The following is a 26,704-nucleotide window of genomic DNA, read 5'->3' as shown; positions in this document are numbered from 1 at the left end:
TGAGCGGCTGCGGTCTGATGCCGTCGGACGGCGGGTCGGGGCGGCGTGCCGTCACCGTGTGGCTGATGAAGGGCAGCGCCTCGGAGGACTTCCTCAAGCGCTTCACCGAGGACTTCGAACGCGGGCATCCCGCCCTCGGCCTCGACATCCGCATCCAGGAGTGGACCGGCATCGGCGACAAGGTGCAGGCGGCGCTCGGATCCGACGGAGGGGGCGAGCGGCCCGATGTCATCGAGGTCGGCAACACCCAGGTTCCGCAGTACGCCGAGGGCGGCAGGCTGGAGAACCTGACGCTGGAGTCCATGCGGGACTGGGGCATCCGCGACTGGCTCCCCGGCCTCGCCGAACCGGGGGAGTACCTGTCCCAGCAGTTCGGCATCCCCTGGTACGCCGCCAACCGCGTCGTCATCTACCGCAAGGACCTGTTCCAGGAGGCCGGCATCACCGAGCCGCCCCGCACCCGCGAGGAGTGGCTCGCCGCCACCGAGAAACTCGACCAGAGCGCAGACCAGGGCATCTACCTCGCCGGACAGGACTGGTACACGCTGTCCGGCTTCGTCTGGGACGAGGGCGGCGACCTGGCCGTCGACAGCCAGGGCCTGTGGACGGGCGCCCTGCACAGCGCCGCCGCCCTGCGCGGCATGGACTTCTACCGCGAACTCCAGGCCCTGGGCGAGGGACCCGTCGACGCCGACGAGGAACACCCGCCGCAGGCCGGCGTGTTCGCCGGGGGCCGGATCGCACAGATCATCGCGGTCCCCGGGCTCGCCCAGTCCATCCTGCGCGAGAACCCCGGACTCAAGGGCAAGCTGGGCTTCTTCCCCGTGCCGGGCAAGAGCGCCGACAAGCCCGGCGCCGTGTTCACCGGCGGCTCCGACCTCGTGGTCCCGCAGAACACCGACGACCGGGACGGCGCGATCGCCGTGGTCGAGGCCCTCGCGGGCGCCAAGTGGAACACCGAACTGGCCCGCACCATGAACTACGTCCCCAACAAGAAGTCGCTGGCCGAGGAGGTCGCGGGCGAGGAAGGGGTGGAGGCGATGGCCACCGGCGCCGCGCAGGGCCGGGCGACGCCGGGCACCCCCCGCTGGGGCGCCGTCGAGGCGGACAACCCCATCAAGGAGTACATGACCAAGGTGCTCACGGGCGGCGACGAGCACTCGGAGGCGAAACGGGCCTCCGAGCGCATCACCGAACTCCTGGACCCCAACGCCCGCTGACGGGCCGCCGAGGTGCCGGGATCAGCCCACCACGCTCAGCGACAGCGCGAAACGGTCCTCGCCGTCCGTCCACCAGTGGGCCAGCTCCAGACCGGCCGCGGCCAGTTCGGCCCGCACACCCTCCCGCCGGAACTTCGCGGACACCTCGGTGCGCAACTCCTCACCGTCCGCGAAGTCCACGGCCAGGTCGAGCGCCTGGACCTTGACCGTCTGCGCGCTGCGCGCACGCAACCGCATCTCGACCCACTCCCGTTCCGCGTTCCACAGCGCCACGTGCTCGAAGGCGTCGGGCACGAAGTCGGCAGCCAGCTCCCGGTTGACCACCCGCAGCACGTTCTTGTCGAACTCGGCCGTCACCCCGGCCGCGTCGTCGTACGCCCTGACCAGCACCCGCTCGTCCTTGACCAGGTCGGTGCCCAGCAACAGGGCGTCGCCCGGGGCGAGCAGGGCGCGGACGGCCGCCAGGAACACGGCGCGCTCCTCGGGCAGCAGGTTGCCGATGGTGCCGCCGAGGAACGCCACCAGCCGGGGACCGGGCGTCGCGGGCAGTGTCAGTCCCGCGGTGAAGTCGGCGATCAGCGCGTGCACCTGGAGGTCCGGCCGCTCGGCGACCAGCGCCCGGCCCGCCTGGGTGAGGGCGCTCTCGCTGACGTCGACCGGGACGTAGGCGCGCAGCCCGGTCAGCGCGTCGAGCAGGAACCGCGTCTTCTCCGAGGAGCCCGAGCCCAGCTCCACCAGGGTGCGGGCGCCGGTCGCCGCCGCGATCTCGCCGGCCCGCTCGACGAGGATCTCCCGCTCCGCCCGGGTGGGGTAGTACTCGGGCAGCGCGGTGATCCGCTCGAACAGCTCACTGCCCCGCGCGTCGTAGAACCACTTGGGCGAAAGCCACTTGGGCGTGCTCGTCAGGCCCGCCAGGACATCGGCGCGCAGGGCGGCGTCCGTGGCGTCCTCGGGCAGCGTCCGGGTCAGACGGAACTGGCTCACGTGCGGGGCTCCTTCGAAGAGGCGAAAGCGTCTGCGCGGGCGGTCTCGCCCGGGTCCTTGAGCGGAGTGAGCAGCACGTCCGTGCGGCTCGCCGCGAGCAGGGTGCGGTCGGGGACCTCCTGCCAGCGCGGGTCGTCGTCGTACGGCTCCGAGGCGACGACCGTGCCGCCCCCGGGACGGGACAGGTACCACAGGGTGTCGCCCCAGGTGGTGGCGGTGACGGTGGCGCCGTTCGTGAGCAGCAGGTTGAGCCGGGAGGCCGGGGCCGCGGCGGCGACCTCCAGCACCGTCTCGGCCAGCGCCCGGCCCTCGTCGTCCCCGGCGCGCAGCCGGGCCAGCACCAGCGCCCACACCAGCGCCGAGTCGTTGCGCGCCTCCAGCGACAGCAGCTCCTCGGCCGGCAGCGCCGCGGCCACCCGGGACAGCGAGCCGGGCCAGCCCGCCACGGCACCGTTGTGACTGAACAGCCAGGCCCCCGAGGCGAACGGCGCCGCCGCGGCCTCCGCGTCGGAGCCCGCCAGCGTCGCGTCCCGTACGGCCCCGAGCAGCGCGCCGGTCCGCACGACCCGGGCCAGGTCGGCGAAGGACCGGTCGGCCCAGATCGGCCCGGCCCGGCGGTACCGGGCCGGCACCGGGTCGTCCCCGGCGTACCAGCCGACGCCGAACCCGTCGGCGTTGACCGTGCCGTACCGCTGGTGCCGGGGCGCCCAGGACTGCCGGTACAGGCCGTGCGGGGGCGTCACGAGAAGCCCGCCCAGCGGCTCCTCGGGGCCCACGTAGGCGAGGTGACGGCACATCAGAAGGCCTCCGGGGTCCGGGCGGTGCGGAACCCGGAGAATATCTGCCGCCGGATCGGATAGTCCCAGTTGCGGAACGTGCCCCGGCTCGCCACCGTGCCCACGGCGAAGGAACCGCCGCGCAGCACCTTGTACTCGGGCCCGAAGAACACCTCCGAGTACTCCCGGTACGGGAACGCCCTGAAGCCCGGGTACGGGGCGAAGTCGCTCGAACGTCCACTCCCAGACATCGCCGATCAACTGCCGTACGCCGAGCGGCGACTCGCCCGCCGGATAGCTGCCCGCGGGCGCCGGACGCAGATGCCGCTGGGCGAGGTTGGCGTGCTCCGGGCCGGGGTCGGCGTCGCCCCACGGATAGCGGGCCGAGCGCTCACCGGCCGGGTCGTGGCGGGCCGCCTTCTCCCACTCGGCCTCGGTGGGCAGCCGCCGCCCGGCCCAGCGCGCCCAGGCGTCCGCCTCGTACCAGCACACGTGCACCACCGGCTCGTCGGCCGGCACCGCCTCGGTGACCCCGAAGCGGCGCCGCAGCCACTGCCCGCCGTCGCGGCGCCAGAACAGCGGGGCGGTGATGGAGTGCCGGCGGATGTGGTCCCAGCCCTCCGGGGCCCACCAGCGCGGGTCGTCGTAGCCCCCGTCGTCGATGAACGCCTGGTACGCGCCGTTGGTCACCGGCGTGGTGTCCAGGTAGAACGGCGCCACCTCCCGCCGGTGCGCGGGGCGTTCGTTGTCCAGGGCCCACGGTTCGGTCGACGTGCCCATCGTGAACGGGCCGCCGGGCACCAGGACCTCCGCCGGGCCGGTGAACAGCGCTACGGGCGCCGGATCCGGGGCGGTCAGGGCCTGCGGGCCCCTGCGGAGCTGATGCGTGATCAGCATCGTCTCGTCGTGCTGCTGCTCGTGCTGGGCGATCATCCCGAAGACGAAGCCCGCCTCCGTCAGCCGCGTCCCGTGCAGCGCCGTCCCCTCCAGCACGTCCAGCGCCCGGCCGCGCACGTCCGCCGCGTACCCGCGGGCCTCGGCGGGCGACAGCAGCGGCAGGCTCGGCCGCTCCGAGCGGGGGTGCTCGAAGGCGTCGTACAGACTGTCTATCTCGGGCCGTATCGCCTCCTGTCCGCCGACGGCGCGCAGCAGCCACTGCTCCTCCTGGTTGCCGATGTGCGCCAGGTCCCACACCAGCGGGGACATCAGCGGCGACACCTGGGCGGTCAGGTCGGGGCCCTCGACGCAACCGGTCAGCAACGTGGTGCGTTCACGGGCCGTGACGAGCGTGTTCAGGGCGTGCTCGCGCAGCCTCTCGGGGTCGGTGGCCGCCCCTTCGGCGGTCGCGGTGACGGTCTCGTCGGTCGCGTCGGTCATGGGCGGGTCTCCCTCCCGTGCCGGCCACGGCTCGCGCTGTCCGGCAGGTCCAGCAGATCGTCGGCGGGGCAGCGGCCCCTGAGAACGTAGCGCTCCAGGTACCCGGCGACGGCGTCCGTCACCTCGGTCGTCGCCCCGAGCCGGGGCAGGGCGGCGAGCGCCGCGGTGAAGCAGACGACGGCCGCCTCGCGCAGCTCCGGATCGGTGAGGGCGTCGCGGGCCGCGTCCCGGTAGAGCGGGTTGTGCGGGGCGGGCAGGCCCTGGGTGCGCTCGGCGAGCGGCTTCACGGCCCGGTAGGCGGTCTCGGTGGCCTCCGGGTCGTCGAACAGCGCCGCCGTCACGGCGAGCGGCACCTTCCAGCCGTCGTCGCCGGGCTGCGCGTCGATCATGCGCAGTTCCAGGTGGCCGCGCGGCCTCACCGGCGGGAAGAGCGTGGTGAGGTGGTAGTCGAGATCCTCCCGGGTCGGCGGTCGCGGCGCCCGGCTCCGGGTCCACTCCCGGAAGGCAAGACCCTCCGGAATGTCCCACGGCCCCTCGTCCCGGCGTACGCACATCACCGGGGCGTCCAGCACGTGCCGCGCCCAGGTGCCGCGCGGGTCGGTGTCCAGCCGGGGGCCGCCCGCCCGCTCGGTGCCGATCTCCTCCCACCGCAGCTGCCGGGTGGACCGCCAGCCGGTGGGCCGGCCGCCGGCCAGCGGGGAGTTCGCGAAGGCGGCCACCAGGACCGCGCCCAACTGGTGGGCCAGCCACCAGCGGCGTATGTGACCGAGCGGCCCCGGCTCCTCATGACCGGCGTCCACGCACACCTGCACGGACGCGGAGGCGCACATCATGAAGCGGCCCGCGCAACCGCCGCGGTCCAGACAGGCCTCCATGGCGTCGTAGCGCGGCTCCCGCAGGAAGCGGCGGGGTTCCTGCCAGGGATCGTGGCCGAGTCCGACGAGGGCGAGACCGTCCTCGCGCAGCACGGCGCGGACGGCGTCCAGGTCGGCGGAGACGGTGTCGACGCACTCCATGAGGGATGTGGCGGGGAGCGAACTCAGCTCCAGCTGGCCGCCGGGCTCGACGGTCAGGGCCGACCTCAGAGGGACGGCCCGCAGTGCGGTGTAGAGCGCCCGCAGTCGTTCGGGTGACACGGGGAGCCGCGGCGCGCGCAGCTCGTGGACGAGCCATTCCACCTCGACGCCGAGGCGCTCCGGTGGGCCGGTCTTGAAGCAGATGCCGTGGACGAGTGCCTCGACCTCCGCCTCACTGACAGCGGTACGTGGCCGGATACAGCCACCAACCGAATCTGACATGTCGGGATCCTCCTGAGATTCCACCATGCCGCCGGCCCTTTTCGGGTGGGCCGGGCCGGCACACTCGTCCCACCCAAGACCCTCGCGCCGCTCCGCACAAGGATGCATTTCGGGACGTTCCCGATCGATGGTCCGCGTGATCCGCCGGTCGGGAAACTCCGTTGCACCGCACCACCAGCATCACCCAGGATTCCCGCATGAGCACGACGGGGGAGTGCGCACGGTGTGCGCTCACGACGCCCACGGGGGTGGCGCCGTGAGCGCGCGCCTGCGGGGCATCGCACAGCAGACCGAGCAGATCGTGACGGCCGGGGCCTACCGCGGGTCCGACGGGCGCGAGGTGCTGCTCGGGGCGGCGGTCGACCGGGCGCGCGAGGGCACCCGGATGTACGGTCCGGGGCCCGTGGAGCACCCCCCGTTCGCCGCGGTGGAGACGGTTTTCGAGGTCACCGGCGAGAGCAGCCTGGAGGCCGCGCGCCGCCTCGGCGGCGAGGTGGCCGTGCTCAACTTCGCCTCGGCCCGCAATCCCGGCGGCGGCCACCTCAACGGCGCCCAGGCCCAGGAGGAGGCCCTGTGCCGGGCCTCCGCGCTCTACACCTGCCTGCTGCGGGCGCGCGAGTTCTACGACCACCACCGCGCCCATCGCGACCCGTTCTACACGGACCGCGTCATCCACTCGCCCGCCGTGCCCGTCTTCCGCGACGACCGCGGCGGCCTGCTGGACGAGCCGTACACCGCCGGATTCCTGACCTCCGTCGCGCCGAACGCGGGCGTGGTGCTGCGCACGGCCCCGGAGCGCGCCGCCGAGCTGCCCGCCGCCCTGGCCGCGCGTGCCGGGCGGGTACTGGAGACGGCCGCCGCCCACGGGTACCGGCGGCTGGTGCTCGGCGCCTGGGGCTGCGGTGTGTTCCGCAACGACCCCGCCCAGGTCGCGGGCGCGTTCCGGACGCTGCTCGGACCCGGCGGACGGTTCGCGGGGGCCTTCGAGCGGGTGGCGTTCGCCATCCTGGACCGCACGCCGGGCGGCACGGTCCGGGAGGCGTTCGCGCACGCCTTCCCGGACGGCCGGCGGCCGGGGCGTCAGCTCCAGCCGTAGCACTCCCGCAGCCGCTGCCGCACGAGGTTGAACCGCATCCGGTCCAGGGCGCACGCCTCGCGGCGCATCCCGGTGTCGTGCAGCCGCAGCACCCGGTCCACGCCGACCCAGGAATCGCGTCCGGAGCGGTCCCAGGGCCCGCTCCCGATCGGCACCCACGCGCGGTCCCCGTCGCGCCGCCTGCTGGACAACTGCACGGCCAGTACCGTGCCGGCGCGCTCGCGGGCGACCACGAGCACCGGCCGGTCCTTGCCCCGCCCGTCGTTCTCCTCGAAGGGCACCCACGTCCAGACGATCTCGCCGGGATCGGGGTCGCCGTCGGGCGCGGGGGAGTACTCGGTACGCACCCGGCCCACGTCCCGGGGGTCGGCCTCGGCGGTGGCCGAGGGACCCCAACGGCCGGGGGCGGTGTCTTCGGTGCTGTCGGTGTCGTCGGTGAAGGCGTTCACGGCCGTACCGTACGGGACGGGGTCACGCACCCGGCCGGGGGCCCACGCCGCCCGCACGGTGCGCCCGGTGCCGGGGCCCCGCCGAGTGGCAGCGGCCACCGTGAGCGGCAAGCATGAGGCGGGCACGCCGGCCCCCGGGTACCCGCCCCGGCGCCGGACCCGCCACCGACCGCACGAGCCAGAGATTGCACGAGCCAGAGACCGTACGAGCCAGAAAGCCGACTGTCATGACCGATCAGCTCACCGTGACCGTCCTGGGCACCGGCATCATGGGTGCCGCGATGGCCCGCAACCTCGCCCGCGCCGGACACGCCGTCCGCGTCTGGAACCGCAGCCGGGACAAGGCGGAGCCACTGGCCGCCGACGGCGCGCACGTCGCCGCCGACCCGGAGGAGGCCGTACGGGGCGCCGATGTCGTGCTCACCATGCTCTACGACGGCCCGGCCGCCCTCGACGTCATGCGGCGGGCCGCCCCCGGCCTGCGCCCCGGCACCGCCTGGGCGCAGTCGACCACCGCGGGCGTCGACGCGGTCGCCGACCTCGCCGCCTTCGCCCAGGAACACGGCCTCGTCTTCTTCGACGCCCCCGTCCTCGGCACCCGTCAGCCCGCCGAGGCCGGTCGGCTGATGGTGCTGGCCGCCGGTCCGGCCGCGGCGCGGGACGCGGTGGCGCCCGTGTTCGACGCCGTCGGCTCCCGCACGGTGTGGACCGGCGAGGACGGCGCGACCGGCAGCGCGACCCGGCTGAAGCTGGTGGCCAACAGCTGGGTCATCGCCGTCAGCAACGCGGCCGGCGAGGTCCTGGCGCTCGCCAAGGCACTGGGCGTGGACCCGGACGGCTTCTTCGAGGCCATCGAGGGCGGCCCGCTCGACATGGGGTACCTGCGCGCCAAGGCCGGTCTGATCCGCGACGGCGCGCTGACGCCGCCCCAGTTCGCGGTCGGCACGGCCGAGAAGGACGCCCGGCTGATCGTCGAGGCCGGCGAGGCCAACGGCGTCCGCCTCGACGTGGCCGCCGCGGGTGCGAAACGCCTGGCCCGCGCGGCCGCGCAGGGACACGGCGGGGAGGACATGGCGGCGGCGTACTTCGCCAGTTTCGAGGAGAAGCCGTCCGACTGAGCGCGTCCGGGGTACCGGGTGGGCGACAGCGCACCGGCGGGCCGAAGTAGCCTCGGCCCACACCAGGATCAGAGGAGTCCGCATGTCCAAGCCGCCGCTGCCGTCCGAGGCCGTAGAACTGCTGCGCCGCCCCAACCCGTGTGTCATGGCCACCCTCCGCTCGGACGGCGCCCCCGTCTCCACGGCCACCTGGTACCTGTGGGAGGACGACGGCCGTGTGCTGATCAACCTCGACGAGGGGCGGGTGCGTCTGAAGCACCTGCGCCGCGACCCGCGCGTGACCCTCACCGTCCTCGCGGGCGACGACTGGTACACGCACGTCAGCCTCATCGGCCGGGTCGTCGAGATCCGCGACGACGAGGACCGCACCGGCATCGACCGCCTCTCCACGCACTACACGGGCAACCCGTACCCGGACCGGGTACGGCGCAGGGTCAACGCCTGGATCGAGGTGGAGCACTGGCACGGCTGGGGCGCCCTGAAGGACAGCGGCCAGGCCTCCACCTGAACGCGTCCGGCCGTACGGGCGGGCCCGGTTCGGGGTCGACCGGCGCGCGACGCCTCGTCTAGGATCCGGGGCGCGGCATCGCGTGTCGGTCACCGTCCGGGTGAGGCATGGAGGCGCCGCCGAGATGCCCGCGGAGGCATTGACCGTGTCAGTCGAGTTCAACCACACCATCGTTCTCTCCCGTGACAGGGAGAAGTCCGCCCACTTCCTCGCCCGGATCCTGGGGCTCGAGGCCGGCGCCCCGGCCGGGATCTTCCTGCCCGTGACGACCGCCAACGGCGTCATCCTGGATTTCGCCACCGTCGACCACGACATCCCCGTGCAGCACTACGCGTTCCTCGTCTCCGAAGACGAGTTCGACGCGATCCTCGCGCGCCTCGTCGAGGACGGCGTCCCCCTCCAGGCGGACCCGCACGGCCGCCACCCGGGCCGCGTCAACCGCAACGACGGCGGCCGGGGCGTCTACTTCACCGACCCGTCCGGCCATGCCCTGGAAGCCTTCACCCGCCCCTACGGCAGCGACCCGGCCTCACCCCTGAACGGCGTGACGGAGGCCGTTCCCGGGGCCCGCGAGCCGAGCTGACCGGCGGCGCCGGGCGGGGCCCGACCGGTCTACGGCAGGCCCCGCCCGGCGGCCCGGTCGCGCTCGCGGCGGCCCCGCGGCAGGAGCAGCGGGGTCGTCAGGAGGGCCGCGCCCGCGAGGGCGATGGCCGGGCGGGGTCCGGTCAGGGCGGCCAGGAGGCCCCAGAGGGCGGTCAGGGCCGCCGTCGTCAGTTTTCCGCTGATCGTCCAGGCGGTCAGGGTGCGGGCGATCCGGTCCGCCGGGGTCAGTTCGAGCCGGAGCGTGGCGGACAGCGGGTTGAAGACGCCGACCGAGGTGATCAGGCCCAACTCGACGGCCATCACCAGGACCAGCCCCGAGACCCCGGGGTGGACGAAGGCCAGCCCGACGGACCAGCAGACGCGCAGCACCCCGGTGGCGACCAGCACCCGGTCCGTCCCGAAGCGCGTCACCAGCGGGCGGGCCAGCCGCGAGCCGATCACGCCGCCCACGCACGGCACCGCGAAGGCGAGCCCGTACTGCCAGGGCGCGAAGCCCAGATCGCCCAGCATGAGGACGGCGAGCAGCGGCGCGGTCGCCATGATCAGGGCGTTGACCAGGACCGTGTTGAGGAACAGCGGACGCAGCCGCGGCGAGGCCAGGATGCAGCGCCAGCCGTCCAGCAGGTCACCCGGCCGCAGCCGGGGCGCCTCGGCGCGGCGCGGGCGCGGTTCCCCGCCCCCGATCGCGCGGATGCCCAGCGCCGACAGCAGATGGCTCACCGCGTCCACCGCCACCGTCACCACCGGCCCGAACATCCCGATCGCCGCCCCGCCGACCGGCGGCCCGAGCATCGTCGCGGTCCATGTCGTCGCCTCCAACCGGCCGTTCGCGGTCAGCAGATGCTCCGGTCGCACCAGCGTTTTGAGGCAGGAACCGGAGGCGGCCCGGAACGTGATGTCGGCCGCGGCGACGACGACCGACACCACCAGCAGTTGAGTGAAACCGAGCAGACCGAGCGCGTACGCCACCGGCACACTCAGCAGCACCCCGCACCGCAGCAGGTCCGTCGCCACCATCACCGGCCGCTTGCGCCGGAACTCCACCCACGGTCCCAGCGGCACCGCCACCACCGCGCCCACCGCGAGACCGGCCGCCGAGAGCGCCGCCACCCGCGCCGGCCCCGCGTCCAGCACCACGATCGCGATCAGCGCGAACGCGTCGAACGCGAGCCGCGTGCCGAAGGTGCTGACGGCGTACGACGCCCACAGCCACCCGAACGGCCGCCCCAGCGACCCGCTCCCCGCCACGCCCGACTCCACCGCACCCGGCCCCACCGCACTCGAATCCGCCACGCCCGACATCAAAGCGAGCGGCGGCCCCGCGCATCAAACAACAGGCATCGGGTCCGCACAACCGATGGTTGTACGTCGCTGCCGTGCACGGCTGCTGCCCGCCTCCGGTGAACTGGCAGGCGCGGGCTGCGGGTTGCCCACGTTCGGACCGGTCGACGGCCGGCCCGCCGCGATCCGGCGGGCCCTCACTGGATGAGGGGCACCGCCAGCCGCTCGCGCAGCTCCTCGGCAGTGATCCCGTACGCCTCCAGCAGTCGCACCCCGTCGGGGCCCGTCGCGAAGACGCCGTGGTCCGTGTAGACGCGGGAGACACAGGCCGTCCCGGTCAGCGGGTACGTGCAGCGCGGGACCAGCTTCGGCGAGCCGTCGCGGGCGAACAGCCGCATCATCACGTGGACCCGCCGGGCCCCGATCGCCAGGTCCATCGCACCGCCGACGGCCGGGACGGCGTCCGGGGCGCCGGTGTGCCAGTTGGCGAGGTCGCCCCGCCCGGAGACCTGGAACGCGCCGAGGACGCACACGTCCAGATGACCGCCGCGCATCATCGCGAAGGAGTCGGCGTGATGGAAGTACGCGGCACCCGGCAGCTCGGTCACCGGGACCTTGCCCGCGTTGGTGAGATCCGGGTCGATCTCCTCGCCCACGGCGGCGGGCCCCATGCCGAGCATGCCGTTCTCGGTGTGCAGCACGATCCCGGCGGCCGGGTCGAGGTGGTCGGCGATCCGGGTCGGCTGCCCGATGCCGAGGTTGACGTAGGAGCCGGGCGGGATGTCCCGGGCGACGCGCGCCGCGAGCGCGTCGGTGCTCAGCGGGCCGGGGGCGCTCATCAGCGGGCTCCCTGGACGGTCAGCCGGCGGGCGTCGGCCCGAACGACACGGTCGACGTAGATGCCCGGCGTCACCACGGCCTCGGGGTCCAGGGCACCGGTCGGCACGATCCGCGTGACCTGGGCGACCACGGTACTTGCGGCCGTGGCCATGACCGGGCCGAAGTTGCGTGCGGTCCTGCGGTAGTCGAGGTTGCCCATGCCGTCCGCGCGGTGCGCCGAGATCAGCGCCACGTCACCCCTGATCGGGTACTCCAGGACGTACGTCCGCCCGTCGATGACCCGGGTCTCCCTGCCCTCGGCCAGCGGTGTGCCGACCCCGGTCGGGCAGTAGAAGGCGCCGATGCCCGCCCCGGCGGCCCGCATCCGCTCGGCGAGGTTGCCCTGCGGCACCACCTCCAGCTCCACGCGCCCGGCGCGGTACAGCTCGTCGAAGACGTAACTGTCGCTCTGGCGCGGGAAGGAGCAGATCACCTTGCGGACCCGCCCGGCCCTCAGCAGCGCGGCGAGGCCGGCGTCGCCGTTGCCGGCGTTGTTCGACACGACGGTCAGACCGCCCGCACCCTGCCGGATCAGCGCGTCGATCAGGTCGAAGGGCATGCCGGCCAGGCCGAAGCCGCCGACCAGCACGGTCGAGCCGTCCTCGACCCCGGCCACGGCCTCGTCCGCCGTCTCGGCGAAGACCGTCCTCATCGCGCGCCCACCTCACCGGTCGCGATCTCCAGGACCACGCCCGGCGCCCGGCCGCCGCCGGTCGCGGTGATGCCCCGGCGGGGCCCGTGCTCGCGCGGCACGGAGGCCGGCGACCGCACGGCGAACGCGTCGTTCGGCCCGACCGCGTCCCCGCCGATCCCGGCCCGGCGCGTCGCACGCCCGGCGGCCACCACGGCGGCGTACCCGCCCCGACCCGCGCCCCGGGCGCGGCCGGACTCCGTGCTGCGCGCGGCGGTGATCGCCGCGTCCAGGCGGGAGCCGCACAGCCGGTCGCCCGTGGCCACGGGCAGGCCGGCCGGCGGGACGGCCGTCCGGGTGACGCCGCGGCTGCCCTCGTCGGCGCCGTGGACATCGCCCCACGCCGTGTCGCCGACCGCGGCCGGGCCGAAGTCCGGTGCCCCGGACGGCACGCCGGGCGGTGCCGTGGCGTCCACGTCGCCCGGCCGGGCGCCGGACGGCATGTGCGCCGTCGCGTGCGGGTGTGCGGCGCTCACCGGGTCTGCCCTCCGGTCAGGGCGTCCGGCTGTCCGGCGGGCGGCGGGTCCAGCGGGACCGGTGTGAACATCGCGGGCTCCTCGTCCGGGGTCAGCGCGGTGGGCCCGTAGACCCAGTCCGTGAAGCCGTAGTCGTACGGGTCCCGCTCCCGCATGACCGCGTTGCGCCGAAGGCGCTTCTCGCCGTCCAGGTGCCACAGCTCGCCCCAGGCGCGGGCCGTCGACTGCACCCGGCGGCAGTGCTCGACGCGGACCGCCTCGTACGAGGTGAGCACGGCGTCCCAGTCCGGGCCGCCGGGCGTGCCGTGGCGGGCCACGTGCCGGGCCAGCACCCAGCCGTCCTCGATCGCCATGACCGCGCCCTGCGCCATGTACTGCAGCGGCGGATGGGCGGCGTCGCCGAGCAGGGCGATCCGGCCGTGCACCCATGTCTCGATCGGGTCCCGGTCGAGCATCTGCCACCAGCGGTCCCGCCACATCAGCGGGATGCCCCTGCGGACCGTGTCGCAGGTCGCCCCGAACGCCGCGTCCAGCTCGTCGGGCGTGCCCCAGTCCGCCTGCCCGGCCAGCGCCTTCGGAGACCGGAACACGGCGACCTGGTTGAACATGTCCCCGCCGCGCAGCGCGTACTGCACGAAGTGGCAGCGCGGGCCCACGTACACGGTGACGTCCTTCTCCGCGACGCCGTTGTCCCGCACCTTCTCGATCGGGACGGCCGCGCGGTAGGCGACGTAGTCGGAGCTGACCACGTCGTCGCCGACCAGCTGCCGCCGGGCCGCCGAGTGCAGCCCGTCGGCCGCGACGACGAGCGGCGCCTCCTCGGTGCGGCCGTCCTCCAGACGCACCCGGGCGCCGGCGCCGGTGTGCTCGTAGGCGACCACCGTGCGGTCGGTCAGCAGCTCGACACCGGCGGCGCGGCAGGCGCGCAGGAAGATGCCGTGCAGGTCGCTGCGGTGGATGACCAGGTACGGGAAGCCGTAGCGCCGCTCCAGGTCGCGCAGGTCGAGCCGGGTCAGTTCCCGGGCGTCGAGGGCGTCGCGCATCACCATGTTCTCCGGCAGCACACCGAGGATCTTCGCCTCGTCCAGCAGGCCGTACTCGTCCAGGACGCGGGTGCAGTTGGGCGCGATCTGGAGGCCGGCGCCGACCTCGCCGAACTCCTCGGCCCGCTCCAGGACGCGGACCCGCAGCCCTTGCCGGACCAGGGCGAACGCGGTACTGAGGCCACCGATGCCGCCGCCGACGACGATGACGTTGGGGGCGGTCGGGGTGGCTGGTGTCGCAGGGTTCATCGTCACTTCCGTGGGTCGTGGGCCGTGCGGCTCAGAGCCAGGGGCCCAGAGCGGGGGCCGGGTCGCCGTGGCGGGTGGTGAGGGCGCTCGCCCGGCCGGTGAGGTAGGCGGCCAGCTCGGCCGACGGGCCGGTGACCTCGACCGGGTCGCCCCGGCCGGGCAGCTCCCAGCGGGCGCCGGTGTCCGACGCCGTCAGCAGCAGCGCCGGGCCGGGGCTGGTGGCGCGCCTGGCCACCACGTCCGCGCAGAGCGCGGCGACGAAGCCGGCCGGCAGGTCGGCGAAGGACACTCCCGTGCCCAGGTCGACCGCGTGGACGCACACCTCGCGGGCGCGCAGCCAGGGCAGCTCGGTCGCGGGCACGGTCCGGCCCTGGGCGGTGACGACGGGCGTCCGCCACTGGTCCGCGTCCAGCGCGGCCATCGCCGAGGCGAGGCGCCGCGCCGCGTCGCGCAGCCACGCCCTCAGCTCGTCGGCGCCCAGCAGCGCGCCCTTCTCGATGCCGGCGCTCCGCTCCTCGGGCGAGGCGTACATCGGGGTCCGCTCGCCGGTGGCGGCCCAGCGCACCAGGTTGCCCAGCGCGTCGGCGTTGGCTGCGACGTGCGCGACGACGTGTCCCCGCGTCCAGCCCGGCAGGGCACTGGGCACGCCGAGGGCCGCTTGCGCCGCCCCGGCCAGCAGAGGGGTGCCGAGCGCGACCCACCGGCGCGCCTCCTCGAACGTACGGGACATCAGGCCGACTTCTCCTCGACGACCCGGTTCTCCAGGCGCCCGATGCCGTCGATCTCGGCGACGACCGTCTCGCCGCCCAGCAGATAGCGCTCCGGCCTGCGGGCGTGCCCGACGCCGCCCGGGGTGCCGGTGGCGATGATGTCGCCAGGGTTCAGGCGCACGACCGTCGAGACGTACTCGATCAGGCGCACCGGGTCGAAGAGCAGGTCGGCCGTGGAGTCGGACTGCATGACCTCGCCGTCCACGGTCAGCCGGACGCCGAGCGCGGGGCGGACCCCGCCGGGCAGCTCGTCCGGGGTGACCAGGTACGGTCCGACCGGTGTGCTGGAGTCCCACATCTTGCCCTGGAGCCACTCACGGGTGCGGAACTGCCAGTCCCGGCAGGTGATGTCGTTCAGCACGGTGAAGCCGGCGATCGCCCGCTCGGCCCCGGCGCCCCTCGCGCGGCGCACCGGGGCGCCGACGACCACGGCGAGTTCGACCTCCCAGTCGAACGCCTGGGTCTCCCCGGGGCGCACGATGTCGTCGCGGGCGCCGATCAGCGCGTCGGCGAACTTCGCGAACAGGGTGGGGTGTTCGGGCAGGTCGCGGCCCATCTCCCGGATGTGGTTGCGGTAGTTGAGGCCGACGCACACCACCTTGGAGGGACGTGGGACCACGGGCGCGAGGTCGGCGCCGTCGACGGGGTACGTCGGCCCGGTCGCCGCGGCGGCCCGCTCCGCCCAGTCCTCCTGGTCCAGCAGGGCGCCGACATCGGGGACCCCGAGGTCGACCAGGACCTCGCCGTCCAGCTTCACGGCCCGGGTGGTGCCGTCCAGGCGGAGGGTGGCGAGCCTCATCGGGTGGTTCCTTCCACATGGGTGCGGTCCAGGCGCAGCGCCTCGAAGACCGGGGAGTCGCTGAAGCGGAACAGATCGAGGGCGCCGGAGTCGGAGTCGGTGGCGCCGGCCTCGGAGCGCACGGAGAACGGCTGCCAGGACGGGACGGCGAACAGGTCGCCGCGGGTCACCGACCACGAGGCGGCGCCGACGGTGACGGTGCCGGAGCCGTCGAAGACCTGGTAGACGGACGAACCGGTCTCGCGGGCCGGCGCGGTCTCGGCGCCGCGCGCCACGCGGTGCATCTCGGCGCGGATGGTGGGCAGCACGTCGGCCCCGGACGCCGGGTCGGTGAAGCGGACGGCCGCGTGACCGGGCTCGACGGTGCCGCCGTGGCCCTCGGCCTCCAGGGCGAGCTGGTCGCTCAGCGCCCGGTCGGTGTGCTCCCAGCGGTAGGCGAGCAGCGGCGAGCCGGGCCCGGTCGCGGCGGCGGAGACCGGGCGCAGACCGGGGTGGCCCCACAGGCGCTCGGCGCGCGAACGGTCCGGGGTGACGCGCTCCGCGTCGCTGATCTCGTCGCGGCCGAACTCGAAGAACTGCGCCTCGCAGACGTACTGGAACGGGATGTCCAGGCCGTCGATCCACGCCATCGGCTCGGCGGTGGCGTTGTGGTGGGCGTGCCAGTTCCAGCCCGCCTGCGGCAGGAAGTCGCCGCGCCGCATCGCCACCGGGTCCCCGCCGACGACGGTCCACACGCCCTCGCCCTCGACGACGAAGCGGAAGGCGTGCTGCGTGTGGCGGTGCTCGGGCGCGTCCTCGCCCGGCATCAGGTACTGGATCGCCGCCCACAGCGTCGGTGTGGCGAACGGCCGTCCGCCCAGCGACGGGTTGGCCAGTGCGATGGCCCGGCGCTCGCCGCCGCGCCCGACGGGCACGATGTCACCGGCCCGCGCGGCCAGCTCGCGCAGCCGCTCCCAGCGCCACAGGTGCGGCACGGCGCGCGAGCGCGGGTGGGCGGGCATGAGGTCGCCGATCTCGGTCCACAGCGGCACGAGCAGCTCCCGCTCGAAGCCCCGGTACAGCTCCTGGAGCGCCGGGGTGACCTCGGGCTGGTCCGCCGCGGAAACGGCCCGCAGCCGGACGGGGGAGGAGCCCGTGCCGGTGTCCGAAGTGACGGTTTGCGAAGCGATGGAGGAAGTCACGGACCCAGCCTGCTCCCGAGTCCGCAGGGAGGACAGGTAGATTCTGGAGAGCAGAACAACCCGTGGGGGCCCCGTTGGACAAGCCGCTCAAGAATCCGCCCGCCTACGCCATCGCCAGCGTCGACCACGCCCTGCGCGCCGCCACGATGCTCCAGATGGAGGGCGCGCTGACCGTCTCGGAGATCGCCGACCGCCTCGGTGTGGCCCGGTCGACCGCGCACCGCCTGCTGGCCATGCTGGTCTACCGGGACTTCGCCGTGCGCGACGACCACCGCGTCTACCACGCGGGACCCGTCCTGGAGCTGGCCGCCCACTCCCGCTCCCAGGTCTCCCTGCTGCGCGCCGCCGCGCTGCCCCATCTGCACCGGGTCGTCGGCCTCCTGGACGAGACCACGAACCTGACCGTCCGCACCCGCGACACCGCGCGCTTCATCGCCAGTGAGGAGTGCGCGCGGGCCCTGCGGGTCGGCTCCCGCGAGGGCATGGTCTTCCCCGCCCACCGCACCACGGCCGGCCTGCTGCTGCTCGCCGAGCTGAGCGAGGAGGAGCTGGCCGACGTGTACGCGCCCGAGCGCTACCGCGAACGGCCCGGCGACCGCCCGGACCTCGGCGCCCTGCGGACCGAGCTGGAGCGCGTCGCCCGCAGCGGCTTCGCCGTGAACCAGGAACGCTCCGAGCGGGGACTGGTGGCCGTGGGCGTCCCCGTGCGCGACGAGGACGGCCGGGCCGTGGCGGGCCTTTCGGTGTCGATGCCGAGCGTGCGCTACGACCCGCACCGGCTCCGCGGCCTGGTCGCGACGCTCGACGCGGCGGCACGGGCGCTGGAGGCGGACCTGGCGGCGGGAGACTGACCCGGCGGGAGGGGCGGTGTCCGGCGCGGCGGTTGGCCCGACCGGCGCCGGGTACCCGGGTGCGCATGAAGTGGCAGCAGGTGCAGGGCGGCCCGTCCGCGGTGTACGTGGTGGTGCTCGACCCCGGTGAGGAAGCGGTCGGCGAACTCACCGCCTTCGCCCGCCGCCGGTCGCTCGGGGCCTCCCAGGTGACGGCCGTGGGCGGCTTCACGGAGGCGGTCGTCGGCTGGTTCGACCGGCGGGCCGGCGACTACCGGCGCATCCCGGTGGACGAGCAGTGCGAGGTGCTCTCGCTGCTCGGCGACATCGCCGTCGCCGACGACGGACCGACCCCGCACCTGCACACCGTAGTGGGCCTGTCCGACGGCTCCACCCGCGGCGGCCACCTGCTCTCCGGCCGGGTCTGGCCGACGCTGGAGGTCGTCGTACGGGACAGCCCGGCCGAACTCGGCAAGACCTACCGGCCCGATGTCGGCCTGGCCCTCATCGACCCGGGCTGAGCCGGCCGGCGCACAGCGGTTTACCGGCCCCGGCCACTGGACACCCCCGACCGTCACGGAGGAACGGCATGAGCGACCGACGCCCCCACGGGGCCACGGAACCCGTCTCCCGCGCACGGTCCGGCGTGGTCGGCCGCCGCTTCCCGCGCACCGGCACCGAACCGGCCACCGCGCAGAGCCCGCTGCGCATGCGCCTGCTGCTGTCGGCCGTCTTCCTGCCGCTGTTCGTCGCCGGGGCCGCCTTCTTCGGCGTGTGGGCCGCGGGCACCGGCCCCGGCGACAGCCCCGGCCGCGGCCCCGTGGTGGGCCTCGCGATCGTCTGCGCGGCCTTCGCCCTGCTGGCGGCGGCGGACCTGACGGTGGTGACCCGGCGGCTGCGGCGCGAACGCGGCACCACCGCCCCGCGCTGACCCCGACGACCCGGCGCGCGCCTCAGTTCTCCTCGGTCCGCAGCCGGGCACCCTGCCGCAGCAACTCGTGCTGGACCATCCGGTACGGCAGACCGCGCGGCCCGCGCCCGTGCCGCACGGTCAGCGCCGCGCACACCCCGGCCGCGTGACCGGTGGCCATGGCGATGGGCATGACCCGGTACGAGGAGTGCGCCACGTGCGTCCCCGAGATGCAGCGCCCGGCCACCAGCAGCCGCTGCGTCCCCCGGGGCACCAGACAGCGCAGCGGGATGTCGTAGAAGCCGCCGCGCGGCACCCTCTTGAGGACGGTGCCGGAGCCGCGCGGATTGTGGATGTCCACCGGATAGGCGCCGTGCGCGATCACGTCGGGGAAGGCGCGCGCCGCCAGGATGTCGTGGCCGGTCAGCTGGTAGTCGCCCAGGACCCGCCGGCTCTCCCGCACACCGATGTGCGTGCCGCTCTGCACCACGTACGACTCCTCGAAACCGGGGACGCGGGTGCGCAGGAAGCGGTCGATCTCGGCGAGCTGGTGCCGGGCCGTGTGCTCGGCGCGGGTGAGGTCCCACACGCTGGTGCCGAGCACCCGGTTCACCCGGGTGCTGTTGATCGCCACCTCGCGCGGGTGCGGGGTCGCGAAGAAGAGGATGTCCTCGCGCGGCAGCCGCAGTTCACCGGCGGCCCTGGCCTCCTCGACCAGGTCCCACAGGCCGTGCACGCCACGCCACTGGTCGGGGTGCGCGCGCACGTAGTCGGCGAAGTCCGGCCGCGCGAAGTCCGCGACCCGGAACATCAGCGTCATGGGCTGCACCAGCCCGTCCTCGGGCCGGCCGACCTCGTACGGCGCCCCGCAGGCGCTCGCCACGTCGCCGTCCCCGGTGCCGTCCACGACCACCCCGGCGTCGATCACCACCGGCCCCGACTTCGTCTCGAACACCACCCGCCAGCCCGAGCCGTCGTCGAGGGGCAGCGCGCCGGAGGCGAAGGAGTGGAACAGCATCCGCACCCCCGACTCGTCCATCATCTCGAGCAGGCAGAGCTTGAACAGCTCGGGGTCGAAGGGGACCGTGTACCCGGTCTTCGGGGAGGGCCGCAGACAGCCGCCGCGCCCCATGAGCCGGTCGAGCAGTTGCCACAGCACGCCCGCTACCACCGGCTCGCCCTCGCCGTGGTCGGTGGGCAGCAGCCGCGAGGTGTCCCCGGCCTCGGTGAACGCGGCCTGCTTGTGCTCGTTGTGGAACGACATCAGCGGCATCACCAGCGCCGCGGTCGCGTTGCCGCCGAGGAACCCGTACCGCTCGACCAGGACCACGTCGGCGCCTGCGTCGGCCGCGCCGACCGCGGCGGCGAACCCGGCGGGGCCCCCGCCCACCACCAGCACGTCGCAGCGGCCCCCGTGCCGGGCGGACCGCGGGGGCAGGGTGACCGTGCGGGGCTCGGAGGGCTCTTCCAGTACCGGCATCGCGCTCCTCGGGGGTCAGGTGTGCGACGCACGCGGCCCGGTGGCCCGCGGGGTCCGCTCCGCCGCCCGGGTGCCGGGGCCGGCGCCGATGTCGTCGAGCAGCGAGCCGCAGCGCACGCAGGTCTGCCGGGCCGCCGCGGACAGCTCCGCGATCCGGGACCGCAGGTCGTCGCGGAGCTGGGGGTACTCGTCCCACAGCCGGTCCACCTCCGCCAGCAGCAGCCCGGCCTGCTCCCGCGCCACGCCCACCAGGGCCGGGGCGCCCAGCCGGCGCGCGAAGTCGAAGACCTTGCCGGAGTAGGGCAGCGGCAGCACCGGTACGCCGGTCAGTGCCGCGAAGATCACGAAGTGCAGCCGCATGCCGACGGCCACCTCCAGATGGCGCATGAAGCCGAGCACCTGCCCCGGGCTGTAGTCGCCGTGCAGGATCCGGCCCTGGTCCGGCGCCGTCATGTGCGAGAGGACGGCGTGCGCGTGCCGTACGTCGTGCCGCTCCATCGGCAGGAAGACCACGTGCGCGTTCAGCCGCCGCACGAGGAAGTCCGCGACATCGGCCAGCAGCGCGTGGTAGTCGCCCTCGTCGAGCTTCTCGGCGGCCCGGCCCGGTTCCCGCACCGACATCCCCACCAGCCGGACGCCGGACGGGATCCCCTCGTCGCGCATCATGGCCTCGGTGAACGGTTCGGGCTCCAGCAGCAGGGCCGGGTCGGCGGTGACGGTGACCTCGCGCTCCAGGCCGACCTCCTCGAGGACCAGCCGGGACTCCTCGTCCCGCACCACCACGTCCGCCATGTCGGTCAGCACCGTGCGTATGGCCTCCCGGTCCTCGGGGTCCGTCAGCGGCCCGGCTCCCACGGCATAGGCGAAGGTCGGCACGCCCCGGACCTGGGCGGCGCGCACCAGCCGCAGATAGCGCCGGGCCTCGCCGTCGTAGAGGATGCCGCCGCCGCCGAGCACCAGCAGGTCCAGGCCGGGCAGCACGTCCAGGGCGCGGTTGCGGCTGATGCCCTCCCAGGGGACCACTTCGTCGGCGTCGCGGTGGTGGGCGCGGGTGTGCTCCGGGTTGCGGCTCAGGACGACGAGGTGCGCGTCCGGCCGCCGGGCGCGCAGACAGCCGAGGACACAGGTCAGGATCGCCTCGTCACCGATGTTGAAGCCGCCGTACGAACCGAGCACGCCGATGCGCGGGCCCGGCCGGGCGGGGTGCGGATGCGTGGGGGCAGTGGTCATCCGGGGCTCCCGTCACGTCGGAGTCGGGCCGGCCACCCCGCCACGGTGCGCGGGCCGGGCACGCTGCCGGGTTGCCTGCGCCGCCGCGCGGAAACACCCTGGCCGAGAACCCGCACACGGTCCCCGCCCCGCCCGAGCGCCCGACCGTACTCCCCCCGACCGTACGAGGAGCCCGGTGAACGTCTCCCTCAGCGTGTGGCTGCTGACCGTCGCGGGCCTGTGCGTCCTGATCGCCGCCGACTTCTTCGTCGGCCGCAGACCGCACGACGTGTCGATCCGGGAGGCCGGGATCTGGACGGCCGTCTGGGTGGTCCTGGCCGGTCTGTTCGGTGTGGGCCTGCTCGTCCTGGGCGGCGGCGGACCCGGCGGCGAGTTCTTCGCCGGGTACGTCACCGAGAAGTCGCTGAGCGTGGACAATCTCTTCGTCTTCGTCCTGATCATGGCGAAGTTCGCGGTGCCCTCGCAGTACCAGCAGCGGGTGCTGATGGTGGGCGTCCTCGTGGCACTGGTGCTGCGCGCCGGGTTCATCGCGGCCGGCGCGGCGATGATCTCCGCCTTCTCCTGGGTCTTCTACCTCTTCGGCGCGTTCCTGATCTGGACCGCCTGGAAGCTCGTCCAGGACGCCCGCAAGAACGCGGCCGACGGCCGCGGCGGAGAGGACGAGGACTTCGAGGAGAACAAGCTCCTCAAGGCCGCCGAGCGCCGCTTCGGGGTCGCCGACCGGTACCACGGCACCAGGCTGTGGATCGAGGAGAACGGCAGACGGGTCATGACCCCGATGCTGGTCGTGATGCTCGCCATCGGCACCACCGACGTGCTCTTCGCCCTGGACTCCATCCCCGCCATCTACGGCCTGACGCAGGACCCGTACATCGTGTTCACGGCCAACGCCTTCGCCCTGATGGGGCTGCGCCAGCTGTACTTCCTCATCGGCGGCCTGCTCAGGAGGCTGGTCCACCTCTCCTACGGCCTGTCGGTCGTCCTGGGCTTCATCGGGGTCAAGCTGGTGCTGCACGCCCTGCACGAGTCCGGCGTCCAGGTCCCGGAGATCGGCATCGCCTTCTCGCTCGGCTTCATCGTGCTCGTCCTCGCGGTCACCACGGCGACGAGCCTGTGGGCGGCGAGGACCCGGGAGCCCGAGCGCCCCCGGGAGTGACCCCGCTCCACGGCACCCCGGCGGATCAGCGGCCCGCCGGGGAGGGCCTGCCGCGCGAGACGACGCGGGTGCCGCGGCCGTCGACGACCCGGGCCTGGAGCGAGCCGCAGGCGCACCGGGTCCACAGCGTGCCGCCCGCCGCGGTGGGGTGCGCGGACACCGTCCGGAAGGGCTCGGCACCGTCGGGCCATCCGCAGTGCGGGCAGACGGTGCCGGTCGAGCTGGGCATGGCGGCTCCTCGTGCGTGAGTGCTTGCGCCGGCAGGGCTGGTGCGTGGCGAGCGGTGCCGGCAGTGGTGATCGACCCGCGCGCCACAGACAGCGTGCGGCCGGGGATCCGTTCACGTCCAGGTTGACTTTGCGGACCGTACCGTGAAGCGTTGGCTTCATGATTGATCTGCGCAGGCTGCATGTGCTGCGGGCCGTCGCCCACTACGGCACGGTCACCGCGGCGGCCCGTGCCCTGCACTTCACGCCCTCCGCCGCCTCCCAGCAGATCCGGCAGCTCGCCCGGGACCTCGGCGTCGACCTGCTGGAGCCGCAGGGCCGCGGGGTCCGGCTCACCCCGGCCGCGCAGAGCCTGCTCGCGCACGCCGACGCCATCGAGGCCCGCTGGGACGAGGCCGAACTCGATCTGCGGGCGGGGGAGGGGGTGCCCGCCGGGCCGCTGCGGGTGACGGGGTTCCCGGTGGCCGTGTCCGTGCTGCTGGCGCCGATGGCCGCGCGGCTGCGAGAGCGGCATCCGCGGCTGTCGGTGCGGATCCGGGAGGTCGAGGGGGCGGAGGGCTTCGACCTGCTCTTCGAGGGGGAGAGCGATCTGGCGGTGGTGGAGTCGACGCCGTTCAACCCGCCCTCGGCCGACGCGCGCTTCGACCAGCGGCCCCTTTTGGACGACCCGTTCGACCTGGTCGTCCCCGAGGGCCACCCGCTCGCCGGGCGGGCGGCGGCCGACCTGGCGGAGGCGGCGCACGAGGCCTGGATCGCCCCGGTGCCGCAGAGTCACTGCCGGCCGCACGTGATGTCGGCGTGCGGTGCCGCCGGGTTCACCCCCGACGTGGTCCATCACGCGCTGGACTGGAATGTCACCGCCCACCTGGTCGCGCACGGGCTCGGCGTCGCGCTGATACCCCGGCTCGCGCGGCTGACCCCCACGCTGCCGATCGTCCGGGTGCGCTGTGCCGACCGGCCGCATCGCAAGCTGCTGACCTGTACCCGAAGCGGCGGCCACCGGCGTCCGGCGGTCGCGGCCGCGCTGGAGGAACTGCGCGTGCTGGCCGCCGGGGCGGTGGCCTGAAATACGTGGGGACCGGAGCCGTGGCCGGCTCCGGTCCCGTGCGCGTCGAGGGTTCGGGTCAGGCGGCGACGGTGCCGTCGGCGTGGCCGTGCAGCCGGGCGATGACCTCGGTCAGCTGGGCGGCGACCTCGGCGTCGTCGGCCGGGTGGGTCTCGGCGAAGCGGGTCACCGAACCGGGGATGGACAGCTTGAGGTCCTCGATCACCTTGCCGCCGGCTATGCCCACGGCCTTGCGGGCCTCGTCCTGCGCCCACACGCCGCCGTACTGGCCGAAGGCGGTGCCGACCACGGCCACGGGCTTGCCGGCGAAGCCGCTCGCGCCGTAGGGGCGGGACAGCCAGTCGATGGCGTTCTTCAGCACGGCCGGGATGGTGCCGTTGTACTCCGGCGAGAAGAGCAGGAAGGCATCGGCGGCCTGGGCGGCCTCGCGCAGCTTCGTGGCGGCGGCCGGGACGGTGCCCTCGACGTCGATGTCCTCGTTGTAGAAGGGGATCTCGGCGAGCCCCTCGAACAGCTGCACCTCGGCGCCCTCCGGGGCGAGCCGGACGGCCGCCTCGGCGAGCTGGCGGTTGTGCGAACCGGCGCGAAGGCTGCCGACGAAGGCAAGGATGCGGACAGACATGAGTACTCCCACTGCTGAGTCAGGGACGGCGCTGAAACATCGCCGCAATAATCCGGACCGAAGTCCGTTTAATTTCTAACATCTCAAACGGACCGCGGTCCAGTTTTCGTCCCGATGCTTTACGCTGGCTTCATGTCCGCCGCCGTGCCACCCCTCCCCGCGCCGCAGGAGGCCGCCGGTCCGCCCGAGTTGCTGCAACTGGGCACGAGCACCGAGGCCGACGCGCCCTGCCTGCGCGCCGACGCCGCGCGCAACCGCGCCCGGCTGCTGGAGGCCGCCGGACGGCTGGTCGCCGAGCACGGCGCGGCCGGCGTCACCATGGAGGCCGTGGCCGCTGCCGCACAGGTGGGCAAGGGGACGGTCTTCCGCCGCTTCGGCGACCGCACGGGACTGCTCGCGGCACTCCTCGACCACTCCGAGCGCAAGTTCCAGGCCGCGCTGCTGAGCGGCCCGCCGCCCCTGGGCCCCGGCGCGCCGCCCGTCGAGCGGCTGGGGGCCTTCGGCTGCGCGATGCTGCGCCGCTCCATCGACGAACTCGACCTGCAACTGGCCGCGGAGCCGAGCGCGGAACGCCGCCACACCCTGGCACCGCGCCGCTTCCTGCGCGGCCACGTGGCCCTGCTGCTGCGGCAGGCCGTGCCGGACGCGGACAGCGAGCTGCTCTCCCACACGCTGCTGGCGTACCTCGACGCCGCCCTGATCCACCACCTCACCGAGCAGTGCGGGGTGCCCCCGGAGCGGCTGCGTGCGGGCTGGTTCGACCTGGTCGCGCGGGTGACCCGCACCGAACCGCCCCGCTGAGCCCAACCCCCTTACGGGCAGGGCGGGTTCGGTCCCGATCCGACGACGTTCCCCCGCCCGTGACCCTGTTCCGGGCTTCTGCCAGGATGCCGTACGTCATGGTGCAGATACCGAAACCGCCCGCCCCCGAGTCCCTCGCACCGCGCTCCGTCCCCACGAGCGCCGATGTGGCCCGCCTGGCCGGCGTCTCGCGCGCGACCGTCTCCTACGTCCTCAACAACACCAGTGCCGTCCGGATCAGCGAACCCACCCGCCGCCGCGTCCACGAGGCGGCCACGGAACTGGGATACGTCCCGCACGCCGCCGCCCGCTCCCTGCGCGCCGGACACAGCCGCATGGTCCTGACCCCCGCGCCGTCCTTCCCCGCCGGGCCGCTCTACAGCCGGTTCCTCAGCGAACTCCAGTGGGCCCTCGGCCACCTCGACTACACCGTCGTGCAGTACGGCAGCGTCGGCCTGTACGGCGACGAGGCCGCCCGCGCCTGGGCCGAGCTGCGCCCGGTCGCCGTTCTCGCACCCGGGGCGGACCTGGGCCCGCGGGGCGTGGAGGTCCTCAAGCGCTCCGGCGCCCGAGCGGTGGTCACCCTCGGCCCCGAAGCCGTCGAGGGAGCACACGCCCTGCTCACGGACCAGGAGGGCGTCGGCGGCAGCGCGGTCCGCCACCTCTACGACCGCGGACGCCGCCGGATCGGTGTCGTCGTACCCGAGGAAGCGGGCCTGGCGGTCTTCTCGGCGCCACGCCTGGCCGGCGCCCGCCGCGCGCTGCACGGCACCGGCGCCACCGTCACCGAGCTGCCCCTCGCCTACGAGGAGCACGCCGCCGCCCGGCTCGCCGCCCGCTGGGGCTCCCTCGGTCTCGACGCGGTGTTCACGTACAACGACGAGTACGCGATGCTGCTGACCCGGGCCCTCCAGGACGAGGGCCTCGCCATTCCCGGCGACGCCGCCGTGATCGGCGCCGACGACCTGATGCTGGGCCGCCTGCTGCGGCCGCGGCTGAGCACCGTCCACCTGGAGCTGCCCTCCGGCCGCGACCTGGCCGCGCTCGTCGACCGCGCGGTCCACGACCCCGGCGCCCCGCCCGAACGCCACAAGGTGCTGGGCGCGAGCGTGGTGCACCGGGAATCGAGCTGACCGGCGGCCGACTCCGTGGCGCGGGCCGAGGGAGGCGAAGGCGCCCTACTGGCCGTCCTGTCCCGCCTGGCCCTCGGCCTGCGCCTGCTGCTCGGCGACCGACTTGCGGACCTCGTCCATGTCCAGCTTCCGGGCCTGTCCGATCACGTCCGTCAGCGCCTCCTCCGGCAGCGCCCCCGGCTGCGCGAACACGGCCACCTGGTCCCGGACGATCATCAGCGTCGGAATCGACTGGATGCCGAAGGCCTGCGCCAGCTCCGGCTGCGCCTCGGTGTCCACCTTGCCGAACACCAGATCGGGGTTGGTCTCGGCCGCCTTCTCGTAGACCGGCGCGAACTGACGGCAGGGACCGCACCACGACGCCCAGAAGTCGATCAGGACGAACTCGTTCTCCGTGACCGTCTGGTCGAAGTTCTCCTTGGTGAGTTCCACGGTGCTGGTCATGAGGTGA

28 protein-coding genes and 2 pseudogenes are annotated in these 26,704 nt (G+C 74.2%); 12 read left to right on the top strand and 18 right to left on the bottom strand.

The annotated features are described in order from the left end of the window. Nucleotides 1-17: 17 nt before the first annotated feature. Nucleotides 18-1,220, top strand: a complete 1,203-nt coding sequence (locus AC4IHM_RS02320; protein WP_490870737.1) for an extracellular solute-binding protein — start codon at nt 18-20, stop codon at nt 1,218-1,220. 21 nt (nt 1,221-1,241) lie between these two features. Here AC4IHM_RS02320 and egtD read toward each other — a convergent pair whose 3' ends face one another. The 4 genes and pseudogenes from egtD to egtA all read right to left on the bottom strand — a co-directional run bounded on the left by egtD (nt 1,242) and on the right by egtA (nt 5,655). Continuing rightward, the gene (gene egtD, locus AC4IHM_RS02315; RefSeq protein WP_490865406.1) at nt 1,242-2,204 is read right to left on the bottom strand and encodes an L-histidine N(alpha)-methyltransferase; all 963 of its coding nucleotides are present in this window, start codon (nt 2,202-2,204) and stop codon (nt 1,242-1,244) included. Then, nucleotides 2,201-2,941 (bottom strand): annotated as a pseudogene (egtC, locus tag AC4IHM_RS02310) (ergothioneine biosynthesis protein EgtC); the annotation flags it as partial. The pseudogene egtC and the gene egtD, both read right to left, overlap by 4 nt. 59 nt (nt 2,942-3,000) lie before the next feature. Continuing rightward, nucleotides 3,001-4,357 (bottom strand): annotated as a pseudogene (gene egtB, locus AC4IHM_RS02305) (ergothioneine biosynthesis protein EgtB). Continuing rightward, nucleotides 4,354-5,655 (bottom strand): ergothioneine biosynthesis glutamate--cysteine ligase EgtA, encoded by a 1,302-nt coding sequence (gene egtA, locus AC4IHM_RS02300; protein ID WP_490865405.1) that lies wholly within the window; start codon nt 5,653-5,655, stop codon nt 4,354-4,356. Before egtA ends, egtB begins: the two are co-directional and overlap by 4 nt. 256 nt (nt 5,656-5,911) lie before the next feature. On the opposite strand from egtA, the gene AC4IHM_RS02295 reads away from it, so the two are divergent. Further along, nucleotides 5,912-6,751 (top strand): TIGR02452 family protein, encoded by an 840-nt coding sequence (locus AC4IHM_RS02295; RefSeq protein ID WP_490865404.1) that lies wholly within the window; start codon nt 5,912-5,914, stop codon nt 6,749-6,751. On the opposite strand, the gene AC4IHM_RS02290 is transcribed toward AC4IHM_RS02295, so the two are convergent. Then, entirely contained in the window at nt 6,736-7,200 is a 465-nt protein-coding gene (locus AC4IHM_RS02290) for a type II toxin-antitoxin system PemK/MazF family toxin (protein ID WP_490865403.1), read from the bottom strand. The two genes, AC4IHM_RS02295 and AC4IHM_RS02290, sit on opposite strands and share 16 nt — an antisense overlap. 113 nt (nt 7,201-7,313) lie before the next feature. Between AC4IHM_RS02290 and AC4IHM_RS02285 the strand changes: the two genes are divergently transcribed. From AC4IHM_RS02285 to AC4IHM_RS02275, 3 genes are all read left to right on the top strand, one after another. Beyond that, nucleotides 7,314-8,318 (top strand): NAD(P)-dependent oxidoreductase, encoded by a 1,005-nt coding sequence (locus tag AC4IHM_RS02285; protein WP_490865402.1) that lies wholly within the window; start codon nt 7,314-7,316, stop codon nt 8,316-8,318. An 82-nt stretch (nt 8,319-8,400) separates the two neighbouring features. Continuing rightward, nucleotides 8,401-8,826 (top strand): PPOX class F420-dependent oxidoreductase, encoded by a 426-nt coding sequence (locus AC4IHM_RS02280; RefSeq protein WP_490865401.1) that lies wholly within the window; start codon nt 8,401-8,403, stop codon nt 8,824-8,826. Between the two features lie 145 nt (nt 8,827-8,971). Further along, nucleotides 8,972-9,409, top strand: coding sequence for a VOC family protein (locus AC4IHM_RS02275; protein ID WP_490865400.1), 438 nt, complete (start codon nt 8,972-8,974; stop codon nt 9,407-9,409). A 29-nt stretch (nt 9,410-9,438) separates the two neighbouring features. Here the strand turns inward: AC4IHM_RS02275 and AC4IHM_RS02270 are convergent, their stop codons facing one another. The 8 genes from AC4IHM_RS02270 to AC4IHM_RS02235 form a co-directional block, all read right to left on the bottom strand. Further along, complete coding sequence (locus AC4IHM_RS02270) at nt 9,439-10,731, bottom strand: MFS transporter (protein ID WP_490865399.1); 1,293 nt, start codon at nt 10,729-10,731, stop codon at nt 9,439-9,441. A 176-nt stretch (nt 10,732-10,907) separates the two neighbouring features. Beyond that, nucleotides 10,908-11,549, bottom strand: coding sequence for a 3-oxoacid CoA-transferase subunit B (locus AC4IHM_RS02265; RefSeq protein WP_490865398.1), 642 nt, complete (start codon nt 11,547-11,549; stop codon nt 10,908-10,910). Then, on the bottom strand, nt 11,549-12,241 hold the full coding sequence (locus tag AC4IHM_RS02260) for a 3-oxoacid CoA-transferase subunit A (protein WP_490865397.1): 693 nt from the start codon (nt 12,239-12,241) through the stop codon (nt 11,549-11,551). Before AC4IHM_RS02260 ends, AC4IHM_RS02265 begins: the two co-directional genes overlap by 1 nt. Further along, nucleotides 12,238-12,756, bottom strand: a complete 519-nt coding sequence (locus AC4IHM_RS02255; RefSeq protein WP_490865396.1) for a hypothetical protein — start codon at nt 12,754-12,756, stop codon at nt 12,238-12,240. The genes AC4IHM_RS02260 and AC4IHM_RS02255 overlap by 4 nt, the downstream gene beginning before the upstream one ends. Beyond that, nucleotides 12,753-14,048 carry an FAD-dependent oxidoreductase gene (locus AC4IHM_RS02250; protein WP_490865395.1) on the bottom strand — a complete coding sequence of 432 codons (1,296 nt, stop codon included), beginning with the start codon at nt 14,046-14,048 and terminating at the stop codon, nt 12,753-12,755. Before AC4IHM_RS02250 ends, AC4IHM_RS02255 begins: the two co-directional genes overlap by 4 nt. A 31-nt stretch (nt 14,049-14,079) precedes the next feature. After that, a complete protein-coding gene (locus AC4IHM_RS02245) occupies nt 14,080-14,778 on the bottom strand; it encodes a maleylpyruvate isomerase family mycothiol-dependent enzyme (protein WP_490865394.1) in 699 nt (232 codons plus the stop codon). After that, on the bottom strand, nt 14,778-15,617 hold the full coding sequence (locus tag AC4IHM_RS02240; RefSeq protein WP_490865393.1) for a fumarylacetoacetate hydrolase family protein: 840 nt from the start codon (nt 15,615-15,617) through the stop codon (nt 14,778-14,780). The genes AC4IHM_RS02245 and AC4IHM_RS02240 overlap by 1 nt, the downstream gene beginning before the upstream one ends. Beyond that, the gene (locus tag AC4IHM_RS02235; RefSeq protein ID WP_490870736.1) at nt 15,614-16,786 is read right to left on the bottom strand and encodes a cupin domain-containing protein; all 1,173 of its coding nucleotides are present in this window, start codon (nt 16,784-16,786) and stop codon (nt 15,614-15,616) included. Before AC4IHM_RS02235 ends, AC4IHM_RS02240 begins: the two co-directional genes overlap by 4 nt. Before the next feature lie 86 nt (nt 16,787-16,872). On the opposite strand from AC4IHM_RS02235, the gene AC4IHM_RS02230 reads away from it, so the two are divergent. The 3 genes from AC4IHM_RS02230 to AC4IHM_RS02220 all read left to right on the top strand — a co-directional run bounded on the left by AC4IHM_RS02230 (nt 16,873) and on the right by AC4IHM_RS02220 (nt 18,559). Next, nucleotides 16,873-17,649, top strand: coding sequence for an IclR family transcriptional regulator (locus AC4IHM_RS02230; protein ID WP_490865392.1), 777 nt, complete (start codon nt 16,873-16,875; stop codon nt 17,647-17,649). A gap of 65 nt (nt 17,650-17,714) precedes the next feature. Further along, entirely contained in the window at nt 17,715-18,149 is a 435-nt protein-coding gene (locus AC4IHM_RS02225) for a PPC domain-containing DNA-binding protein (RefSeq protein WP_490865391.1), read from the top strand. Between the two features lie 68 nt (nt 18,150-18,217). Continuing rightward, on the top strand, nt 18,218-18,559 hold the full coding sequence (locus AC4IHM_RS02220; protein WP_490865390.1) for a DUF6343 family protein: 342 nt from the start codon (nt 18,218-18,220) through the stop codon (nt 18,557-18,559). A 22-nt stretch (nt 18,560-18,581) separates the two neighbouring features. On the opposite strand, the gene AC4IHM_RS02215 is transcribed toward AC4IHM_RS02220, so the two are convergent. After that, nucleotides 18,582-20,018 (bottom strand): FAD-dependent oxidoreductase, encoded by a 1,437-nt coding sequence (locus tag AC4IHM_RS02215; protein ID WP_490865389.1) that lies wholly within the window; start codon nt 20,016-20,018, stop codon nt 18,582-18,584. A 15-nt stretch (nt 20,019-20,033) separates the two neighbouring features. Beyond that, nucleotides 20,034-21,248, bottom strand: a complete 1,215-nt coding sequence (locus AC4IHM_RS02210; protein ID WP_490865388.1) for a polysaccharide pyruvyl transferase family protein — start codon at nt 21,246-21,248, stop codon at nt 20,034-20,036. Nucleotides 21,249-21,423: 175 nt separating this feature from the next. Between AC4IHM_RS02210 and AC4IHM_RS02205 the strand changes: the two genes are divergently transcribed. Beyond that, entirely contained in the window at nt 21,424-22,404 is a 981-nt protein-coding gene (locus AC4IHM_RS02205) for a TerC family protein (RefSeq protein WP_490865387.1), read from the top strand. 25 nt (nt 22,405-22,429) lie between these two features. On the opposite strand, the gene AC4IHM_RS02200 is transcribed toward AC4IHM_RS02205, so the two are convergent. After that, nucleotides 22,430-22,633, bottom strand: coding sequence for a hypothetical protein (locus AC4IHM_RS02200; RefSeq protein ID WP_490865386.1), 204 nt, complete (start codon nt 22,631-22,633; stop codon nt 22,430-22,432). 158 nt (nt 22,634-22,791) lie between these two features. On the opposite strand from AC4IHM_RS02200, the gene AC4IHM_RS02195 reads away from it, so the two are divergent. Beyond that, nucleotides 22,792-23,697, top strand: coding sequence for a LysR family transcriptional regulator (locus AC4IHM_RS02195; RefSeq protein WP_490865385.1), 906 nt, complete (start codon nt 22,792-22,794; stop codon nt 23,695-23,697). Nucleotides 23,698-23,755: 58 nt separating this feature from the next. Here the strand turns inward: AC4IHM_RS02195 and AC4IHM_RS02190 are convergent, their stop codons facing one another. Next, nucleotides 23,756-24,319 (bottom strand): NADPH-dependent FMN reductase, encoded by a 564-nt coding sequence (locus AC4IHM_RS02190; RefSeq protein WP_490865384.1) that lies wholly within the window; start codon nt 24,317-24,319, stop codon nt 23,756-23,758. Between the two features lie 132 nt (nt 24,320-24,451). Between AC4IHM_RS02190 and AC4IHM_RS02185 the strand changes: the two genes are divergently transcribed. Next, nucleotides 24,452-25,120 carry a TetR/AcrR family transcriptional regulator gene (locus AC4IHM_RS02185; RefSeq protein WP_490865383.1) on the top strand — a complete coding sequence of 223 codons (669 nt, stop codon included), beginning with the start codon at nt 24,452-24,454 and terminating at the stop codon, nt 25,118-25,120. Between the two features lie 98 nt (nt 25,121-25,218). Then, nucleotides 25,219-26,253 carry a LacI family DNA-binding transcriptional regulator gene (locus tag AC4IHM_RS02180; protein WP_490865382.1) on the top strand — a complete coding sequence of 345 codons (1,035 nt, stop codon included), beginning with the start codon at nt 25,219-25,221 and terminating at the stop codon, nt 26,251-26,253. 45 nt (nt 26,254-26,298) lie between these two features. On the opposite strand, the gene trxA is transcribed toward AC4IHM_RS02180, so the two are convergent. Then, nucleotides 26,299-26,697: a thioredoxin gene (gene trxA, locus AC4IHM_RS02175; RefSeq protein ID WP_490865381.1), complete on the bottom strand. Its 399-nt coding sequence runs from the start codon at nt 26,695-26,697 to the stop codon at nt 26,299-26,301. Between the last annotated feature and the right edge of the window lie 7 nt (nt 26,698-26,704).

Source organism: Streptomyces sp. SL06, assembly GCF_058244745.1.
The sequence above is the reverse complement of the archived record's forward strand: the minus strand, read 5'-3'. Positions and strand labels throughout refer to the sequence as shown.

What these genes read in the sequence shown, in the direction of transcription:
- AC4IHM_RS02320 (WP_490870737.1), top strand. Translation starts at nt 18, where the DNA reads ATGCCGTCGGACGGCGGGTCGGGGCGGCGTGCCGTCACCGTGTGGCTG.
- AC4IHM_RS02225 (WP_490865391.1), top strand. Translation starts at nt 17,715, where the DNA reads ATGAAGTGGCAGCAGGTGCAGGGCGGCCCGTCCGCGGTGTACGTGGTG.
- egtA (WP_490865405.1), bottom strand. Translation starts at nt 5,655, where the DNA reads ATGTCAGATTCGGTTGGTGGCTGTATCCGGCCACGTACCGCTGTCAGT.
- AC4IHM_RS02220 (WP_490865390.1), top strand. Translation starts at nt 18,218, where the DNA reads ATGAGCGACCGACGCCCCCACGGGGCCACGGAACCCGTCTCCCGCGCA.
- AC4IHM_RS02280 (WP_490865401.1), top strand. Translation starts at nt 8,401, where the DNA reads ATGTCCAAGCCGCCGCTGCCGTCCGAGGCCGTAGAACTGCTGCGCCGC.
- AC4IHM_RS02215 (WP_490865389.1), bottom strand. Translation starts at nt 20,018, where the DNA reads ATGCCGGTACTGGAAGAGCCCTCCGAGCCCCGCACGGTCACCCTGCCC.
- trxA (WP_490865381.1), bottom strand. Translation starts at nt 26,697, where the DNA reads ATGACCAGCACCGTGGAACTCACCAAGGAGAACTTCGACCAGACGGTC.
- AC4IHM_RS02180 (WP_490865382.1), top strand. Translation starts at nt 25,219, where the DNA reads ATGGTGCAGATACCGAAACCGCCCGCCCCCGAGTCCCTCGCACCGCGC.
- AC4IHM_RS02245 (WP_490865394.1), bottom strand. Translation starts at nt 14,778, where the DNA reads ATGTCCCGTACGTTCGAGGAGGCGCGCCGGTGGGTCGCGCTCGGCACC.
- AC4IHM_RS02195 (WP_490865385.1), top strand. Translation starts at nt 22,792, where the DNA reads ATGATTGATCTGCGCAGGCTGCATGTGCTGCGGGCCGTCGCCCACTAC.
- AC4IHM_RS02265 (WP_490865398.1), bottom strand. Translation starts at nt 11,549, where the DNA reads ATGAGCGCCCCCGGCCCGCTGAGCACCGACGCGCTCGCGGCGCGCGTC.
- AC4IHM_RS02200 (WP_490865386.1), bottom strand. Translation starts at nt 22,633, where the DNA reads ATGCCCAGCTCGACCGGCACCGTCTGCCCGCACTGCGGATGGCCCGAC.
- AC4IHM_RS02185 (WP_490865383.1), top strand. Translation starts at nt 24,452, where the DNA reads ATGTCCGCCGCCGTGCCACCCCTCCCCGCGCCGCAGGAGGCCGCCGGT.
- AC4IHM_RS02210 (WP_490865388.1), bottom strand. Translation starts at nt 21,248, where the DNA reads ATGACCACTGCCCCCACGCATCCGCACCCCGCCCGGCCGGGCCCGCGC.
- AC4IHM_RS02250 (WP_490865395.1), bottom strand. Translation starts at nt 14,048, where the DNA reads ATGAACCCTGCGACACCAGCCACCCCGACCGCCCCCAACGTCATCGTC.
- AC4IHM_RS02190 (WP_490865384.1), bottom strand. Translation starts at nt 24,319, where the DNA reads ATGTCTGTCCGCATCCTTGCCTTCGTCGGCAGCCTTCGCGCCGGTTCG.
- AC4IHM_RS02285 (WP_490865402.1), top strand. Translation starts at nt 7,314, where the DNA reads ATGAGGCGGGCACGCCGGCCCCCGGGTACCCGCCCCGGCGCCGGACCC.
- AC4IHM_RS02270 (WP_490865399.1), bottom strand. Translation starts at nt 10,731, where the DNA reads ATGTCGGGCGTGGCGGATTCGAGTGCGGTGGGGCCGGGTGCGGTGGAG.
- AC4IHM_RS02260 (WP_490865397.1), bottom strand. Translation starts at nt 12,241, where the DNA reads ATGAGGACGGTCTTCGCCGAGACGGCGGACGAGGCCGTGGCCGGGGTC.
- AC4IHM_RS02240 (WP_490865393.1), bottom strand. Translation starts at nt 15,617, where the DNA reads ATGAGGCTCGCCACCCTCCGCCTGGACGGCACCACCCGGGCCGTGAAG.